At 35.6% G+C, this 19,837-nt stretch carries 14 protein-coding genes; 2 read left to right on the top strand and 12 right to left on the bottom strand.

The window, feature by feature from the left end; all coding sequences use genetic code 11:
• The first annotated feature begins 169 nt into the window (after positions 1–169).
• Positions 170–1,195 (top strand): threonine aldolase family protein, encoded by a 1,026-nt coding sequence (locus tag C8N37_RS01990; RefSeq protein WP_108157305.1) that lies wholly within the window; start codon positions 170–172, stop codon positions 1,193–1,195.
• 227 nt (positions 1,196–1,422) lie between these two features.
• Here the strand turns inward: C8N37_RS01990 and C8N37_RS01985 are convergent, their stop codons facing one another.
• The 9 genes from C8N37_RS01985 to thrS all read right to left on the bottom strand — a co-directional run bounded on the left by C8N37_RS01985 (position 1,423) and on the right by thrS (position 14,788).
• A complete protein-coding gene (locus C8N37_RS01985) occupies positions 1,423–3,132 on the bottom strand; it encodes a RagB/SusD family nutrient uptake outer membrane protein (RefSeq protein WP_108157304.1) in 1,710 nt (569 codons plus the stop codon).
• Positions 3,133–3,162: 30 nt separating this feature from the next.
• Positions 3,163–6,441 carry a SusC/RagA family TonB-linked outer membrane protein gene (locus C8N37_RS01980; protein ID WP_108157303.1) on the bottom strand — a complete coding sequence of 1,093 codons (3,279 nt, stop codon included), beginning with the start codon at positions 6,439–6,441 and terminating at the stop codon, positions 3,163–3,165.
• 527 nt (positions 6,442–6,968) lie between these two features.
• Positions 6,969–8,144 carry a Na+/H+ antiporter NhaA gene (gene nhaA, locus C8N37_RS01975; RefSeq protein ID WP_108157302.1) on the bottom strand — a complete coding sequence of 392 codons (1,176 nt, stop codon included), beginning with the start codon at positions 8,142–8,144 and terminating at the stop codon, positions 6,969–6,971.
• Between the two features lie 484 nt (positions 8,145–8,628).
• Entirely contained in the window at positions 8,629–9,060 is a 432-nt protein-coding gene (locus tag C8N37_RS01970; RefSeq protein ID WP_186812863.1) for a DUF3060 domain-containing protein, read from the bottom strand.
• A 69-nt stretch (positions 9,061–9,129) separates the two neighbouring features.
• Entirely contained in the window at positions 9,130–11,415 is a 2,286-nt protein-coding gene (locus C8N37_RS01965; RefSeq protein ID WP_108157300.1) for a tetratricopeptide repeat protein, read from the bottom strand.
• 188 nt (positions 11,416–11,603) lie between these two features.
• A complete protein-coding gene (gene rplT, locus C8N37_RS01960) occupies positions 11,604–11,948 on the bottom strand; it encodes a 50S ribosomal protein L20 (RefSeq protein ID WP_021191518.1) in 345 nt (114 codons plus the stop codon).
• Between the two features lie 97 nt (positions 11,949–12,045).
• Positions 12,046–12,246, bottom strand: a complete 201-nt coding sequence (gene rpmI / locus C8N37_RS01955) for a 50S ribosomal protein L35 (RefSeq protein ID WP_021191519.1) — start codon at positions 12,244–12,246, stop codon at positions 12,046–12,048.
• A gap of 40 nt (positions 12,247–12,286) precedes the next feature.
• Positions 12,287–12,850 (bottom strand): translation initiation factor IF-3, encoded by a 564-nt coding sequence (gene infC / locus C8N37_RS01950; RefSeq protein WP_021191520.1) that lies wholly within the window; start codon positions 12,848–12,850, stop codon positions 12,287–12,289.
• A gap of 12 nt (positions 12,851–12,862) precedes the next feature.
• Positions 12,863–14,788, bottom strand: coding sequence for a threonine--tRNA ligase (gene thrS, locus C8N37_RS01945; RefSeq protein WP_108157299.1), 1,926 nt, complete (start codon positions 14,786–14,788; stop codon positions 12,863–12,865).
• Between the two features lie 413 nt (positions 14,789–15,201).
• Here thrS and C8N37_RS01940 point away from each other — a divergent pair, with 413 nt between their 5' ends.
• On the top strand, positions 15,202–15,825 hold the full coding sequence (locus C8N37_RS01940) for a 7-carboxy-7-deazaguanine synthase QueE (RefSeq protein ID WP_108157298.1): 624 nt from the start codon (positions 15,202–15,204) through the stop codon (positions 15,823–15,825).
• Between the two features lie 69 nt (positions 15,826–15,894).
• Here the strand turns inward: C8N37_RS01940 and C8N37_RS01935 are convergent, their stop codons facing one another.
• From C8N37_RS01935 to C8N37_RS01925, 3 genes are all read right to left on the bottom strand, one after another.
• Positions 15,895–17,145 (bottom strand): hypothetical protein, encoded by a 1,251-nt coding sequence (locus tag C8N37_RS01935; protein WP_108157297.1) that lies wholly within the window; start codon positions 17,143–17,145, stop codon positions 15,895–15,897.
• A gap of 201 nt (positions 17,146–17,346) precedes the next feature.
• The gene (locus C8N37_RS01930) at positions 17,347–18,420 is read right to left on the bottom strand and encodes a Gfo/Idh/MocA family oxidoreductase (protein ID WP_108157296.1); all 1,074 of its coding nucleotides are present in this window, start codon (positions 18,418–18,420) and stop codon (positions 17,347–17,349) included.
• A gap of 3 nt (positions 18,421–18,423) precedes the next feature.
• Positions 18,424–19,713: a Gfo/Idh/MocA family protein gene (locus C8N37_RS01925; protein WP_108157295.1), complete on the bottom strand. Its 1,290-nt coding sequence runs from the start codon at positions 19,711–19,713 to the stop codon at positions 18,424–18,426.
• Positions 19,714–19,837: the final 124 nt, after the last annotated feature.

Raw genomic sequence — 19,837 nt, 5'->3', positions numbered from 1 at the left:
TAATTCCGTGATTTTTTATTTTATACCATATTCAAATCAGCACCTTTCAACTTAAGCTAGTCCCATTAAGAAAATTATGGTGTTATGAATTTATCAATTATATTTTATCTTTACATAGGCTATATAAAAGCTACTTGAATAGATAAAGAACGTAGGAAAATATTAAAAAATGTATAATTTCAAAAATGACTATTCTGAGGGTGCACACCCCAATATTTTAACTAAACTCATAGAAACAAATTTCGTACAACAACTGGGCTATGGTGAAGATGAATATGGTATTGAAGCTAAAGAGGTATTAAAGGAAAAAATAAAAAATCCTCATGCTACGATACATTTTCTTTCTTGCGGTACACAAACAAATCTCATCGTAATTTCTTTTCTACTTCGTGTACATGAAGCGGTTATAAGTGCTAAGACAGGACATATTTCGGCCAACGAGACCGGTTCTATCGAAGCAACGGGACATAAAGTTATTGCAGTAGAAACGGAAGATGGTAAATTAAGACCTTCAGATATCCAAAACGCATTAAAAGAATATGCACTAAAGCCACATGTCGTAAAACCAAGAATGGTTTATATTTCCAATTCGACTGAGATCGGTACCATATATACAAAAAGTGAATTAGAAGATTTATCTTCATGCTGCAAGACCAATAATTTGTTACTCTATCTCGATGGTGCTCGATTGGGGCATGCACTCATGGCGCAAAATAATGATATGACACTCGCTGATATCGCAAGATTAACAGATATCTTCTATATCGGTGGAACAAAAAATGGTGCATTATTGGGAGAAGCGGTTATTTTTAGTACCCCAGAACTAGCCTTCGATTTTGAATATGTATTGAAACAGAAAGGTGCCATGCTTGCTAAAGGACGTTTACTAGCAATACAATTTTTAGAGTTATTTAGGCATGATCTATATTTTGACTTGGCAAAGCATGCAAACACCATGGCCATGAAAATAGTGGACGCTGTACAGTCGAAAGGGTTTTCTTTTTTAACAAATTCAACGACTAATCAGATCTTTCCTATTTTACCAAAAGATGTTATCCAGAAACTTAATGAAAATTATCTATTCTATGTATGGAAGGAAATCGATGATGATCATGCAGCAATTCGATTAATCACTTCTTGGGCAACAGATGAAAAAAATGTAGATGCATTTATTGCAGATCTAAGATCACTCTAAGTTATCAGTAGATAAATTTCAGAAGATTAAAGAGCAAATTGAGTTCCTTTATTTATCTGAGGGAAAGGGCATCTTAAAAATGATCACTTTTATCAATAGACATCTTGAGCGTATAGGGATCGCCATAACATTTCTTTTAGAATCAAATAAATCTCATAAGTATTAGTATATAAAAGTGGCTTGCCTGAAATCAGGCAAGCCACTTTTTATTGTTTAAAAAAGGATGATTAATATCCTGTATTCTGTGTTAAAGCTCCTCCACTTCTATCAATTTGCGTTTGAGGAATTGGGAAATATTCATTTTCAGGTTTAAAATTCAGACCTTTATATGCTGGCAAAATACCTCCTTCAAAAGTTGAATAGCTTTCTAATGTCGACTTTGCTTCTCCCCATCTAACTAAATCATAAAAACGATGTCCTTCCATCGCTAACTCTAATCGACGCTCAAAACGAACGGCTTTACGTGCATAGGTTGCATCAGGAAAAGATAAGTATGGTTTTACTACATAGACCGCCGCATTATTATTGTACGCTGTTTTTTTAGCTGGCAAATTTGCTGCACGAGTACGCACTGCATTCACATAATTCATCGCTCCTGCCAAATTTCCGGCTTCCACTTCACACTCTGCCGCCATCAATATCACGTCGGCTAGGCGTATAATATTAACGTCCAAATCCGTGATATATGCTGCACCAGAAGCTGTATGGCTTGCAAATTGGCTCTGTGGTATCATGGTTTTGATACCAACAAAAGGACCACCACTTGATGCCTCTCTGATCCAAGCATTTCCTGGCATTACACCGTAATCAAGATATCTCACACCTCTACGACCTACGGTATAATCCAAACGTGGGTCAAAACGTAAAGTAGTATCCAATTTATACGTCAATGGCGATGCTGCATCGAAATCTGATTTATAAGGATTTGTACGGTAAGAGCCATCTAACATAGGTAAACCATTGGCATCTACTTTATAAGCATTTACCAAGTCAATGGTAGGTTGATAGAAACCACAACATCCAACAGGATTATTTCCATTTAAACCAGCTAGCATATCTCCGACATTTGCATTGTCACCACTTCCATCAGGATTGATCGCATGTTTAGCCACGAGTAATGCTTCTGGTCCATCCTCATTCAGCACATCAAAGTTATTTTGAAAAGGCATTCCTAGAATATCTTTACCCGCCATAACTTCTTTGAACAACACAAGCGCTTCAGGATATTTCTTTTGGTATAGATACACTTTACCTAAATATGCTTTTGCGATATTTTTATCCATCCGACCAGACTCCTGATTAATTTTTGTTAAAGGTAAATTTTCAATACCAACCTTAAGATCATCTATTATTTTGGGCAATACATCATCTTTATTAGGCTTTACTTTTGCTTCATCTGAAGTGGTATTTTCATCGACATATACCAAGTTTTTAAAGACTCTCCATAGATAAAAGTAATAATGTGCTCTTAATACTCTTGCTTCACCTTCAATCTCTTTTGCTCGCGCTGCCGTAATGGTTTTGGCTCCAGCCTGATCTACTTTTAATAGACGCAAAGTGTTGTTCGTTCGCAATACGCCTTCATAATACACTTCCCACATTTGGCTCAAGTTATCATTTGAGCTGTTGGGTGTATGAAATTCGATCATATTCATATTGGGTTGATCGGTAGAAGTAGAACCTTTATGGGCATTGTCAGCTGCAACTTCACCAAATAACCATTGACTAGGCGCAGATGAATAGTTTCCCCAAGTTCCACTTACATTTCCATTCAGAATCCCATAAGCGCCAATCAGTACCCCTTCAATTCCCTTTGCATTTTCAACTTGTGATTCGGCCAACTCTCCCTGTGGGAATTTTTCCAAAAACCCCTTACCGCATGATGCAAATAAAAGTGTAGTGGCTCCCAGTATCATATATATATTCTTTTTCTTCATGATATTTAAATTTTAATAATTAATAAAGCTTTAGAAACCTAAACTAAGTCCTAACATATATTGTCTTGACTGAGGATAGACACCAAAATCAACACCTAGTGCAGGATAATCTGAAGGAGTAGCAGTTACCTCTGGATCCAAACCTTCATACTTGGTAATAGTAAACAAATTCGTAACCGCAAAATACATTCTAAATTTGCGGATCGAACTATTTCCTCCAAATAGATTTTGAACTGGTAAATTGTACCCTACCTGTAAATTTTTAAGCTTTAAAAAACTAGCATCTTGTACATAATAACTTGAAGAGGCATACTCATATGGTGAAGCATCATTGACCTGCGATGGAATCATACTTCCTGTATTCGTTGGACTCCATTCATCTAAAACGCGAACACTTTTTTGTCCTTTGAATACACCAAAATCAGTGAAGTAACGTGTTGCTTCATAATTTTGATTTCCTTTAGAACCATAGAAATAGGCCATTAAATCAAAGTTTTTGTAAGTAGCATTGATATTTAATGAATAGACAAAATCAGGGTGAGGACTTCCGATGATCGTTCTATCATTAGCGTCGATGACATTGTCACCATTGATATCTGCATATTTAAGTCCTCCAATTCTTGATTTCCCATCAGCATAAGGAGCACTTGCGATATCAGCGGCATCTTGATATATACCGACAACTTGATACCCATAAAAAGCACCTAATGGCTCACCTGCTTTCAATATCGATGTTTCCATACTACGGAATGATCCGTATACTTGTTGACTAATAGATGGCGCTAAAGACACAATTTTATTGACGTTTTTAGAGATATTTGCCGAAAGATCTATGGTGAAAGGTTTCTCTTGCTTCTTACCGTAGTGATAATTTAAGGAGAACTCAATTCCTTTATTTTGCATATCACCGATATTAACATAAGGAGCATCTGCTCTACCCGCGGCAACTGCTGGCAAAGGAAGTGGATAGAGCATATCCGTGGTTTTCTTATTATACCAGTCAAATGATCCATCAAAATCTCCATTCATAATTGAAAAATCCAATCCCAAGTTTAATGCCGAAACTTGCTCCCATTTGATCGCAGGATTACTATATGCATTTTGCCATACCCCTGAAGTAAGTGGTCCATTGATCGGATAAGAGGATGCATTCACTTCTACCCGATAACGATTCACATATTGATTTTGTGGAATCCGCTGATTTCCTGTCACACCATAACCAGCTCTTATCTTTAAATCATTCAACCAAGAGGAGCCTTTTAAAAACTCTTCTTCAGATAAGCGCCAAGCTGCACTTACTCCTGGAAATACCCCGTATTTATTATCAGGTCCGAAAGTAGAAGATCCATCTCGTCTTACAGTTCCACTAAAAATATAACGGTCTTTATACGAGTAGTCTACTTTTCCAAATATGGAGAATAGTGCTCCTACTGTACCTTCTCCATTTCCAAAAACATCTCTTGAAGCAGAATTGATATAAAAATAATCTAAACTGGATGTTGTAAAGTAACCATTTCCTCTAGCAGATATCTGTCTATATCGATTCTCTATCGCCTCTGTTCCCAATAAGATATTGAGGTTATGGTCATCATTAATTACAGCTTTATAATTTAACGTATTTGTCCAAGTCCACTCTTTGTTAATTCCAGAAGCTTCATTCATTCCATTATTAAAGCTTCCCTCTGTAAATTCTGGATTGGGATAGGTATATGAAACCGTATTATAATTTTCATACTTCATACCCATACTGGTACGTAAAGTCAAACCTTTAAGCAAATCATACTCACCATACACATTTCCAAAAAACAGATTACTCTTATTCTTATTATCTTTTGCGCGATAAGCTATTGCTACAGGATTTTCTCCATTACCATATTGTCCACCGACCGATCCTGCAAAATTTCCACCTTCGTCATACACAGGAATTAAATTGTGAATACGGTAAGCGAAACCAAGTGCACTTCCTTCTCCAATATAATCTCCTGCAGTATTCGTATTTACTCCCATACCAAAGCCTTCAGTAAAAGAGTATTGCATATTTTCGCCAAATCTCAATTTCTTATCAAAAGCCGAAAATGACATATTTGAACGGATATTATATTTTTCAAAACCCGTATGAACAATGGTACCTTTTTGTTTTAAATATCCTCCTGAAAAGGCATAATTTGCATTTTCACCACCCCCTGTAGCACTCAATTGATAAGATTGCGTAGGTGCATTTTGAGATAAAGCATCGAACCAATTTGTTCCTGCTTTATTTGCTTTTGTGATTTGATAAAAGTCGGAACGACTTGTAGCATTGTATTTATATTTTGACATGTCAAGGTCAGCAGGTGTAATGGCATTGCCGAGTGCTGCACCTGCAATTATATAATCTGGTAAAGTATTGTTTTTTCCATCCAATCTATTTTCAATATCTAAAACTTGTTGCGGACTCAACATTTTCGGAAACCGACTACTATTAGGTACTTGTAATCCATAATAGGCATCCAAATTAATTTGTGGTTTACCCGATTTACCCATTTTCGTGGTCACAATCACCACTCCATTATTTGCTCGAGAACCATAGATAGAGGCCGCTGAGGCATCTTTCAGCACTTGCATAGACTCTATATCATTTTGATTCAACCAACTTAACTTCCCTTCGTAAGGTACTCCGTCGATAATATACAGCGGTTCGTTGTTGTTAATGGTACTGTATCCACGAATTTTGATCTGTGGTGTAGATCCTGGCGCACCATCAGTAACCACCTGAACACCAGTAGCTCGACCCTGTAAAGATTCTACGGCACTTGCTGCTGGCGTACTCTTTAATTGATCCACATTGACCACAGATACCGCACCTGTTAAATCTTTTTTCCGTTGTGTACCGTAGCCAGTTACTACGACTTCTTCCAGATTATCACTTTGACTTAACATCCCAATAACAAGGGGCAATGAAGTGGACGTGACATTCACTGTCTGTTTTGAGAATCCGACATAAGTAATTTCTAATACATCATTTACAGCTGCATCAATCTGAAAATTACCGTCCGCGTCGGAAGACGTTGCCGTCGTTTTTCCCACAACTTTAATTGTTGCTCCAGCTATTGCTTCTTTAGTGGCCGCATCTTGAATTTTTCCTCGAATGGGTTTTTGTACTGTTTGAGCGCTTACTACATATTTTGTAGCATTGGCAAATTTGGACATTGGGTTACCTAAGGTTTGATGGCTAATCAATACGAGCGCGGTAGATGCCCAAAGAGAGTATTTTATCGATTTTTTATGCTCAATAAAATCCTCATTAAGAAACTGTAGTAGTTTTCTCATAATGTGAAAAAGGTTTAATTTGGTAATTTAATCAGTGCTATATCCTCTTGAAGAATCTCCCCTAGCACTACATGTTTAGTTGTTAATTAAATGTACGCAATCGATTGAAATTTCATAATTATTTGTTAAATATCTTTTCAAATCATATATAACACACTGATATATAGCGAATAAAATTATATACACTTATTGTAACAAATACATTTTGTAACAAAAAAAAGACAATAATGATTTCTACTTTCAAGTTTTATCAAACGATCGATATATAAATGCTAATCATATGTTAAATTTAATGATGACATAAGATTTATTATTTACTTAAAAAGTTTTGTTATCTTTTCTAAATATATTATAAACTTTAAAGGTTTTTTTTTTCAAGATGAGGATTTAGCAAGGTGTTACATGTAACTCCTAATATTTTAGATGAGAAATATTTCTGTAAAGAAAAGGGCTTGTACAATTGTATTGCACAAGCCCTTGATATGATTTATTCTTTACTTTCTTAAAATGGATCTCGATGACTAGTATTATACTGGTTTTTTATTTCCAATGCTAGCGAGAAATAAGTAGCCGATTGCTCCTGAAAATAAGGACCCGATCAGTACAGCAAATTTTGCTTCCTCAATGAGCATAGGGTCTGTAAATGCGAGTATAGAGACAAAAATCGACATTGTAAATCCGATTCCTCCGAGTAAACCGACTCCAAAGATATGTTTCCAATTTGCTCCTTCAGGCAAGGTGCATAGTTTCAATTTTGTAGCAATATAAGATATACCTAAGATCCCAACAGACTTCCCAACGAGCAGTCCCCCGATGATACCGACTCCTAAAGCAGTTGTCAATCCCCCAACCATTTCACTATGAATCGTGATGTTGGTATTAGCAATTGCAAAAAGAGGGATAATAATAAAATTTACTGGGGAAGTAAGGATGTGCTCCAATTTTTCTAATGGAGATTCATCATCAGTCGCATTAGTTGGTAATGTCAGCGCCACCAATACACCAGCTATTGTTGCATGTATGCCAGAATGATGGATAAAATACCAAATAAATATGCCCGGTATCAAATATGCCCAGATCTTCTTAACTCCCAAAAAGTTCAACAGTAATAAGAATGCGAAAATACCTAAAGCAATAAATAAATAGCTGTAATGTAAATCACCACTATAAAACAAAGCAATGACTAAAATGGCTAGTAAATCATCTACAATAGCTAAGGCTGCCAAGAAAATCTTTAAACTAGCTGGAACCCGTTTACCCAATAGCGTAATAACAGCCAATGCAAAAGCGATATCGGTAGCCATAGGAATTCCCCAACCATGCTCTGTCGGTAGTCCTTTATTAATGAACAAGTATATGAGCGCGGGCAGAATAGCACCACCCACAGCTGCTAAAATTGGTAATAATGCTTTTTTAGGAGATGATAATTCTCCCTCAACCAATTCGCGTTTTATTTCTAAACCAACCAATAGAAAAAATATCGCCATTAATCCATCGTTAATCCAAAGCAGTATGGAGTAGTTTAAATGAATATTTTCTGTTTCAAATCCGACTGTTGTATTTAATAAATTATTAAACGAAGTTGCCAGTGGAGTATTCGCAATAATCAAGGAAATAATAACACAGATAAATAACAGAATACCTCCCGTATTACTAGATTGTAAAAACTGCTTGAAAATTTTTAAATTAATTAAATTTGACATGAAGACTTTATCATTTAGTGATCAATATGGAAAAAAAAGTAGGCATCAAAATGACGATTGTACCTACATCATGTAATTTCACTAAGATAGGTTTTTCTTTTAAAAAACGAGTGATTACAAACTGATATATATGAATACTGCACCATAAAAGCCATAGTTATGTTAACTAGATAATTATTTTGAAAGACTTAACATAAACTTCACATCAGATTTACCGTATGGTAAAAACACAAACTTATCTTTATGGTAATTAAAAATTAAAAGAGATGATTAAAGACTTTGAATTAACAGCTTTAGAAAGCTACACAGATGCAATCGAATTTACATTTGATGGAGATGATTTATTATCAGGAGAAGATTAACCTGAATTTTATTGAACAAGTTGTCGCACGCTTAAAGCGTGTTTTTTTTTCAATCTATGATTAAATAAAAAGGACCGATTAAATAAATCAGTCCCTTCATAACATGATAAAATAAAAAATGATTACTTAATTTTCATCACCATATTATCAATACCTTCTATTTTAGTATCCGCCTTACCTGTCTTATTTTTTGATGATTTATAATGCACATGGTTTTGAGTCCCCTCCACATGTACGATATCAACATGATTAGCATTGACCTTATTACCCATACCTTCTACACTCACTTTTTTGACATCGTCTAGGTTGACGGAGTTACTTGCACCTTCAATTTCGAGTTTTGCAAAAGAACCCTCGATCGTCACTGTATTTTCCAGACCTTCTATTTTAACCACATCATTAGCAGTCACTTTAATCGTACGTTTGTTACCCTTACCTTCTATAACAATCTCTTTTCCTTTTACCTGATCAACTTGAGTAATCGGTTTAGAATCGATCGCCGCATAGGTTACACTTGTTGCTGCTAATAAAATAGCTGCAAAACCAAGTATCATATTTTTTCTTATCATAATCATAACAATATATTTTGTGTCAATAGAACAATCAATAAGGATATAAAGTTTTTATTTTTTTAGCCAGCCAAACCAGCCCGATCCCCATGATTTTTTCTTTTCTATGGCTTTTACATGCTTTGGAAATATTTTAAGTATAGCTTGAATTTTTTCCTTCGCAATTTCTTGATCACCTAATTCAAATGATGCTTCAGCAGACATCAATGTCATTTCCGCCCAATCATCATCTTCTTCCCAGTTTTCGGCAACATACATTTCTTGGGATTCTTGACTGATACGAATCACATTTTCCCAATCTTGCAAATGAAAATAAGCACGGACTACATGAATGAGTATCAAATGAAAATCACCATATGATTCTTCTTCTACTAAAGTAGACTTTGTCGAATCATAAGCAACTAACAAATCTTGTAAAGCTGCAGCATAGTTGCCCAACAAAAAGTACGATTTTCCCCTCAAATAATGTAACTTACGATAATCGATCAGCGCCATTTCCTGCAACGGTTTTGTTGCTTGATAATTATTGGCACATGCTATACATTGATCATACTGCTCTAATTGAAAGTAATTTTGCATCAACATATACCAATTTGAGGCATCATCAGGTTTACTTTCTAATTCTTTTTGCCAATCTTTTAACGTTTCAGAATCTCCCCTATGATTGATTAAATCAAAGCGTGCATTCTGAATTTCCATATATGCTTGACGAGTTACAAATAAATCCTCTTCATCATACGTGGTGTAATCTGCAGAATGAATGAGTTCATCATATTCCTGAGAGATGATTTTTAATCTTTCTTCTGCTTCTTTTATATAGCCTAATTTAAACTCACATTTGGTCACATAAGCAGAAATACGGAGGTAATTGGGTAAGTCAAATTCTTTAAAACTTTCATCCAGTAGCTCATGATAATTGATCAAGGCATCTTCATATTCACCCTTTTCAAAATAGGCATCAGCCAATGTATTATAAAGTTCCCAAAACCTACTATAAGTAAGTCCTTCTTTACAGATATCGATGACCTCATCATATTTCCGTTTGCTACTGAGCGCTAAGGCATAATTATTACAGCACATAGACATAAGCTGGCTATTGATGAAGTAATTAGCTTCAAATTTATTCTTGTGGAAATACGCTTTAAATCCCAAATAAGACCTTTTGAAAAACTGCAAGCGGTAATTCAATAAAGGCATATCTAAAATGGGTGAACCGATCGAATTTTCAAACTCTGAAAATTCACATCCAGAATTAAAATAATCTATAGGACCATCTTCTGGCCAGTGTAAAATCTCAGGTAATTTCTTATAAACTTCATAGTAGGTCAGGATATAACGATGAATCGTTATTGAAAACCCTTCCAATTCTACCGCTTTGGCTAAATAAGGTAACGCTTCTTCGTAATTTCCCCCTTCCAGAATATAAGTTCCTGCAAAATGATAAGGTATAAACCATTCTGGGTAAAGGTCGATATAACGCTTAGCTTCGATTAGAGGATCGGACAAATCAAGCCCTAGCTCTTCACGAAAATTGCGCTGTACCATAATAGCAAAATAGATGCATTGCTTATTTTCCAATCCACCATTTAATAGATCCATTACCTGCTCATAATACTTAAATATTTCGGCATCTACTTCAGGATCTTCATTTCCATATAAAACTGCTTTTACCCCAGCCCAGCCCATCATTTCATAGTCATGATATTCCATAGCGAGTTGCCCGATATCCAGATATAACAAAACATTATTGGACAGTATATCGTGTTTATATTTTTTGAATTCGGCTAATGCTTGCTGATGTTGATTGAGATTCTCACGGAGTATCATTGCTTTAAAAAGTACGCTTTCAGTTAGCAAGGCACATTTACTAATCCGATCATGCACATATAATACTTCATAGATAGCAAGCAATTCATTTATATTGCGAACAGATTCAGTATACTTTTCATGTAAATAATTTAGATCAGCACTAAATCGACACACATTTTCCAATTCATCTTCATGCACACTCAATCTTTCGATATAGGAAGCGTACTCATCATAATCTAAATCTTTATAGAAAAAGCGTGTCGTTTCCAATAAACCAAATAATGCAGCTTCATTGTTTGGTTCAATTTCTAAAATGGTTTTATATAGGGTGATAACTTCCTGAAAGTCATTTAAGGAAAGTTCCTTATTATCTTCTTCTGAAATTTGATAATCAAGTTCTTTAAGTACGTTCGCTTTTAATAATAATGCAGGGATATCTTGAGGATTCAATACTAGAAAAACTTCCAATTCAGATAAACAATCTTCATATCTCCCCTCTTCATACAAATTTACTAGATCTTGAAACTTCATAAATTACGGCTCTTTTATATAAAAATAAAAATATATTACAAACTTCAAAACAGTTCAAAAAAATAAACTGTAAAACAGCTCATTATTAAATGATAAAATAATGAGTGGCTTGTAACAATAAAAATAAAAAAAAGGAACCCCGATGGGTTCCTTTCCAATATCTAACAAATTGACTCGGGGTTAAAACTCTATTTTACTGCGTCAATAACTGCTTTGAAAGCATCTGGGTTGTTTAATGCTAAATCAGCTAAAACCTTACGATTTAAACCAATGTTTTTAGCATTTAATTTACCGATCAACACGGAATAAGATAATCCTTGTTGACGAGCTCCAGCGTTAATACGTTGAATCCATAAAGCTCTAAACTCGCGTTTTTTGGTTTTACGGTCGCGGTAAGCGTACTGTAAACCTTTTTCTACTGTATTTTTAGCAATAGTATATACTTTGCTACGTGATCCATAATAGCCTTTCGCTAATTTAAGGATTTTTTTACGTCTTCTTCTCGAAGCAACTGCGTTAACCGAACGTGGCATATTTTTAAAATTATTTGGTAAAAGGCGCCATGTTTTACAATGAACTTACTACCCTGTACCCGGTTAAAAAATTATTATTAATTAAATCGAATAAAACTTATTTACCGATAGCAAGCATACGTTTAACGTTGCCCATATCGCCATCAGATACATAACTTGTTGTTGTTAAGTTACGTTTACGTTTTGTGCTCTTTTTTGTCAAGATGTGGCTTTTGAAAGCGTTTTTTCTTGCGATTTTACCTGTTCCAGTAAGCTTAAAACGTTTTTTAGCACTGGAATTGGTTTTTACTTTTGGCATAATACTTTAAATTTTATATCAATCTGTTAGAATTTTTTTATTATTTTTTAGCTACCAACTTAGGTGCTAAAGTTAAAAACATACGTTTTCCTTCTAATTTAGGTAGCAATTCTACTTTACCTACTTCTTCTAAAGCTTGAGCAAAACGCAATAACAAGATCTCTCCTTGTTCCTTGTGTACAATTGCACGACCTTTAAAGTGTACGTAAGCACGAACTTTCTCACCACTTTCAAGAAACTTGATTGCATGTTTCAATTTGAAATCAAAATCATGTTCACTGGTATTAGGTCCGAAACGGATTTCTTTAATAACAGTTTGCTTTGCATTAGCTTTGATTTCTTTTTGTTTCTTCTTTTGCTCGTAAACAAATTTACTGTAGTCGATAATTTTACAAACCGGCGGAACAGCATTTGGCGAAATCTCAACTAAATCAAGTTCCAATTCATCTGCAAGCTCTAAAGCTTTACGTGTAGGATATACTCCTGTTTCCACATTGTCACCTACCAAACGTACCTCAGGCACACGGATTAGTTCATTAATGCGGTGATCTGGTTCTTTCTTTCTCATTGGTGGTCTAGGACCACCTGGTCTTTTTAATGCCAAATGTTTAAATATTTAAACGGTTATTTCTTTAATTAATACTTCTCTAAATTCGTCAGCAGTCATGGAACCCAAGTCTACTGAACCATGTTTACGAACAGAAATCGTGCCACTCTCAGCCTCTTTCTCGCCCACAATCAACATGTAAGGCAGTTTTTTCACCTCTGCATCTCTGATTTTACGACCTACTTTTTCATCACGCAAGTCTATCAGTCCGCGAATATCGGAATTATTTAGCGATTCTAAAAGATTTTTCGCATATTCTTCATATTTTTCTGATACAGGCAAGATGATAAATTGTTCTGGCGCAAGCCATAATGGAAATTCTCCCGCACAATGTTCGATCAATACGGCGATAAAACGCTCCATCGAACCAAATGGTGCCCTGTGAATCATCACCGGTCTATGTTTTGCATTATCAGAACCCGTATATTCCAATTCAAAACGCTCAGGCAAATTATAATCCACTTGAATAGTACCTAGCTGCCATTTACGACCCAAAGCATCTTTCACCATGAAATCTAGTTTAGGACCATAGAAAGCTGCCTCTCCGTACTCAATGACTGTTGACAATTCTTTTTCTGCAGCAGCTTCAATAATCGCACTTTCTGCTAATGCCCAGTTTTCATCTGTACCAATATATTTCGTACGATTTTCCGGATCCCTCAACGAAATCTGTGCCGTATATTCTTCAAAACCTAAGGCTCTGAATACATATAATACTAAGTCGATTACTTTTTTAAACTCTTCTTTTACTTGATCAGGACGGCAAAATAAATGCGCATCATCCTGAGTAAACCCTCTCACACGTGTCAAGCCATGTAACTCTCCAGATTGTTCGTAACGATAAACAGTACCAAACTCTGCAAAACGTACAGGAAGATCTTTATATGAACGCGGTTTTGTCTTATAGATCTCACAGTGATGCGGACAGTTCATCGGTTTTAAGAAAAACTCTTCGTCTTGAACTGGAGTTTTAATCGGCTGGAAGGAATCCTCACCGTACTTATCATAATGACCTGAAGTCACATACAATTGCTTATTACCAATATGTGGAGTCATGACAGGCTCGTATCCTGATTTCAATTGAGCTCTTTGTAAAAAATCTTGCAATTTCTGACGTAAAGCTGCTCCTTTAGGTAACCACAATGGTAATCCTGCACCAACTTTTTCAGAAAAAGCAAATAATTCTAATTCTTTACCTAATTTACGATGATCACGCTTCTTTGCTTCTTCAATAAACTTCAAATATTCGGTTAATTCAGAAGCCTTTGGAAAAGTAACACCATAGATACGGGTCAATTGTTTACGTGACTCATCCCCTCTCCAGTACGCACCAGCGACATTCGTTAATTTGATCGCTTTGATAAATCCTGTATTCGGAATATGCGGACCACGACATAAGTCGGTAAATTCACCCTGTGTATAAAATGTGATCTTACCGTCTTCTAGATCTTTGATCAAATCCAATTTGTACTCATCTCCCTTTTCAGTAAAATAAGCAATGGCATCAGCTTTTGAAACAGCTTTACGTTCGAAAATTTCTTTACGCTTTGCTAATTCCAACATCTTATCTTCGATTTGTTTAAAATCATCCGATGAGAATTCACGATCTCCAAAATCTACATCATAATAAAACCCAGTTTCAATCGCTGGACCAATACCAAACTTGATACCTGGATAAAGTTCTTCTAATGCTTCTGCTAATAAATGCGCTGAAGAATGCCAAAAGGTCGATTTACCATTGGTATCATTCCAAGTCAACAATTTTACTGTAGAATCTTCTTCAATTGGGCGAGATGAATCCCAAATTTCTCCATTTACTTCAGCCGCTAAAACATTTCTAGCTAGACCTTCCGAAATTGACAGTGCTACTTGAGCAGCTGAAGTTCCTTTTTCATATTCACGAACGGAACCATCAGGTAATGTAATTTTAATCATCAACAAATATGATTATTTTTAGTAATTATTTATAAAACAATACTTTACAGATTCACAACATACTAAGTTGCTTCTAATCGGCAAAGCTTAACACTTAAAATCTGATAATAGATTCATTATCCATCAAATATACTGAAAATAATCGACAACTACACTTTTAACTCTTTACTCATACTCCATTATCGTGAGCTACATTTTAGCGTCCTCTCCCTATTGAAAGGCTTTTACTTCCTTAACCAAGGATAGCAAACGCATATTGGCGATAGAAAAACTAAACCAGAATATGGAATGATTTTTTTATCGTTATGATTGTAGAGTGAGTGAGATTCCTATCTAATTTAAAAGTAATGAATTGAAAACACTCCAGATATCACAATCTTTTTTATTATTTTTGCAATCTTAAATTCATTACTATGTCACATCAAGTTCCAGAAGACGGTACTTTACTTCCGTTGATGGAAGAATTCTATACAATTCAGGGAGAGGGATTTCACACAGGAAAAGCTGCATATTTTATTCGATTGGGAGGATGTGATGTCGGTTGTCACTGGTGTGATGTCAAAGAAAGCTGGGATGCTACTTTACACCCGCTGACTACTGCTGACCAGATCATTGAAAATGCTAAAAAATATCCAGCTAAAACAGTTGTAATCACTGGAGGAGAACCCTTAATATATAATTTAGACTATCTAACAAAAGGACTGCACGAAGCTGGGATTCAAACTTTTATTGAAACATCAGGAGCCTATCCACTAAGTGGTGAATGGGACTGGATATGTCTATCTCCAAAGAAATTCAAAGCTCCTAGGAAAGATGTTTTAGAAGCAGCAGGTGAATTAAAAGTCATTGTTTTCAATAAAAGTGATTTTGAATGGGCCGAAGAGCACTCAAAATTAGTTAATAGCAATTGTAAATTATACTTGCAGCCCGAATGGTCCAAATATTCTGAAATGACTCCATTGATCATTGATCATGTGAAAGATAATCCAAAATGGAATATCTCTCTTCAGACCCATAAGTATTTAAATATCCCTTAATCCATAAGGGATTCATCCACAAAAAAGGCGATCAATGATCGCCTTTTTTGTGGATGAAGATTTCTTTACTTATTTCAGATACTTTGCTTGAAAATCAGTTAGCGAATATTGCTGCACTTGTGGACTAACTTTCAGATCTTTAACTAAAATATTACCCTGATCATCCGTATCTATAAAATCCAGAGTCGGTTTAAGAACAACCTTTCCATTGAAATCTAATAACCCTTGTTTATTATTTTCCGAAAATAACAGATATGTTCCAACAAAATTGCTGATATTCGTTAAGCCCCCAATGATAGAAACTCCTGATGCGTTAATAATGCCATATTGGTCTTCTATGGCATAGACCATATTTTCATCATTGATACCGTAGAGAACTTCAAACCCTACGCGATTTATTTTCTTAGCTTCATCATCAATGATCCAAAATAGGCTACTGCTATCCGATACGATTGCTCTCTTTTTATTCAGCACATCAATCGAATAGAAATTTGCAGGTTGTACAATGGTACCATCTGTTTTTTTAACGCCAAATAAATGTTCATCACCATAAGATGCGTTCTGCTGTGAAAACCACTTTAGGGGAGCTTTCAGCTCAAAAGCATCTTGAAATACACTTGCATCTTCTAGATTACTTCCCTCAGTAGCAGATAATTTGACGATTTTCACATCATCAGGTAAATCAAACTCTTTTAAGTCAGCGAGTTTCTTTAATTCAGAAACTTCAAAACCCAACTCTTCATGAACCTGATCATTTAATTTCAAAACAGCCCCGGGGATATTGATCAAGAAAGGTAAGCTACTCAAGTAATAACTTGGCAACTCGGGTGCGTACCAGACCATCATAGTAACCTCGCCAGCATTGGGATCAATAACTTTTAATTTTGCCTTGACACAGCTGATACCATTTATAATTTCTTTTTCAGCTTCATTCTCCAAAGTAAGATAAGCATCCTCTTCATGTCTAGGATCTTTCAGTAATGGATATTCATGGGATAAAGCATCTTGAGACAACAAGTCATCACCTTTTGTAAAGGAATATTCCTGTTTTTGAATCCGATCTGCGATCAACACATGACCTTGATTGTCTACAGATTTAATTTTCGAGGGAGATGTGAAGATGACAACTTCTTTAATAGCTACTCCCCCCTTTATAAAAGGTTCATAAAAATCGACCGCAAATTCGGGTACTGATTTCTCTAATTCTTCGAGCGCGATCTGTCCCTTAAAACTTACTTTCATTTGCCATACTTTATCCTGTGCTATTGCAGAATGGGATAATAGTATGGTCAGAAATACAACATGAACCAACTTTTTCATACATTACAAATATAGCTCGTAAACAACAAAAGATAGACCAAAATGATCTATCTTTTGCAATAAAAAATTATTTCGTTGATTTAGTTCCTTTTTGTTGATCTAAACTAAAATAGCGATGTAAATTTTTCCAATTCGCATCCAACTCCTTTCTTAGGTTCCACTCAAATATGATTTCTGATCTATTTTTTTACCATTTATCATTTATAGATCAATGATCCTTTTTGTTTTTACAGCTTCATCACAGGCAAATGCAATACGCAAACTATTTATAGCATCTTCAGCTTGTTTTGTCAAATCCATATCTTCGATGATTGCTTTTTGAAAAAACAACTGTTCACGATTACATAAATCCTGATGCGTAGGTTCATCTTCGAGTCTAATCCATTCATCAGCTTTTAAAAATTCATTATCCACATCTATATTAGCATGATGAACGCGAATTGACTCTGTTTTGGTATGTGCCTCAACAGAGTCCGAAACTCCTTCTTTCACAGCATCATTAGGAACGATAGATACTGATCCTTTAGGTCCAAATACATCTTTAACAAAAAAAGCCGTCTGACTCACCATAGGTCCCCAACCTGCTTCATACCAACCAACAGAACCATCATCAAAATGCAACTGAAGCTGCCCATAATTATAGTTTGTCTCAGGTATATCTGTTGTTAATCTTGCTCCTATCGCAGAAACACGGATCGGTTTTGCATCAGTCATTTGACACATAACATCAATATAATGCACGCCACAATCGACTATGGGACTCAAGCTCTCCATTAAGTTACGATGCACATTCCACATGTATCCATGACTCTGCTGGTTCAGATTCATACGCATCACCAATGGGGTCCCTAACGTACGACTGATCGCAATAAACTTTTCCCAAGAAGGGTGGTAACGTAAAATATATCCAACCACGAGCTTTTTCTGATACCTTAAAGCCGCATCAATAACATGTTGCGCTCCTAGTACCGTATCCGCTAAAGGTTTTTCGATAAAAACATGAGCACCCGCTTCAAAGGCTTTAATAGCATAGTTTTCATGTGTATCAGGATAAGTAGAAATACAGACAGCGTCGGGTTTTGTAACTAAAAGTGCCTGCTCAAAATTATCAAATTCAGGATAATTGGTATTAAGGGATTTATTTAACACGGTCTTACTCGTCCCACGAGACACGAGACCAACAATTTCAAATCCAGCAAGATCATGGTAAGCACGCGCATGCGAAGCGCCCATATTACCACATCCAACGACTAATATGTTAATTACTGTCTTCATATCTTAAATAAAAGGTGTTTTCCCGGGTTGAGGAATCGCACGATTATCGGCTTGCATCTTCCAATCATACTCCGCAGAGGTTGGTCCTAATACTTCAGTAGACTGCATAATCTGGTCATACGTGATCGCTTTTCCTGTGTATGCAGCTGTTCGAGACCAAATGGCAAGCAAGGTACTATTAGCAAGATGTGGACCATCATTGATGACTTTCTTATTGCGGAGCGCTTGAAAAAGTTCATCGTGCTGAGTTTGATACATATTATTATTTCTTCCAGTAAATTTCCAAGGTTTATCACCATAGACTTCAAAATTGGAAGGAATATTTAGGTTTGCTCGTCCATTTTTTCCAATAACATCAACTGTATTTCTTGAATCTGTACCATTCTGTTGGCGACAGGAATGAAAACCTTTCAATCCATTACCATAATCAAATTCGATCGACATATGGTCAAAAACATTTCCAAATTTATCTCGTTCACGAGACTGTCTTCCACCTGTGGCGATAATGGTCTTGGGGACAATATCACCTAATGCCCAAGACATCATATCGACACTATGTATCGCCTGCTCTACGATCAAATCGCCTGAATATCTTTGAAAATAAAACCAGTTTCGCAACTGATACTCCAAATCAGACCAATCTGCCTGCCTATCTTTATGTGACAATTCGCCTCCAAATCTAAAGGTAGAAATGGATTGTATATCACCAATATCTCCTTGTTTGATCCTTTGAAAAATTTCACGGTTTGGTGTTGCATAGCGAAAACAAAAACCACTCACCAGACAAAGGTTTTTATCTTTTGCAATCTTTACACTTTCAAAAACTCTTTTCAGATTGGGAATATCCACAGCTACCGGTTTTTCACAAAAAATATGTTTTCCTTTTTTCACGGCTTCTTCCAAATGATCAGGTCTAAAATTTGGTGGTGAACAGAGCAATACCACATCCACATCTGTATCCATCAATTTTTGAAAGCCTAGAAAACCTAAAAATATATTTTTATCGTTTACTTTGACTTGATCTTTAGAAATTTGTTTTAAAGAATCAAGACATAGGTCTACTTGATCTTGAAATATATCGGCAACAGCCGTAATGATGACATTTGGATCTGCACGCAAGGCCTGTGAAGCTGCTCCTGTCCCTCTACCTCCGCAACCTACAAGGCCGATTTTAATTTTCTTCGAAGCATTCGTGGCATACAAGTCTAGACTTGAAGCTGCTAAAGCAGTGCCCAAAACCATAGTATTTGTTTTCTTTAGAAAAGAACGGCGATTTAGATTTTCTAAATTCATATGATAGCTTATTATTTTCGGTTGTGTTTATCTCTTCTATTCTTTCAAATTGAGAGTTTTAAAATTAATATTAAATTTGAGACTATAAAATTATAATTGCCCTCCTTATGTAATAATGTTGTGG

Origin of the sequence: Sphingobacterium faecium (assembly GCF_003054045.1) — a bacterium.
Taxonomy (GTDB): Bacteria; Bacteroidota; Bacteroidia; order Sphingobacteriales; family Sphingobacteriaceae; genus Sphingobacterium; species Sphingobacterium faecium.
Note: the sequence above shows the minus strand (reverse complement) of the source record. Positions and strands in the feature narration are given on the sequence as shown.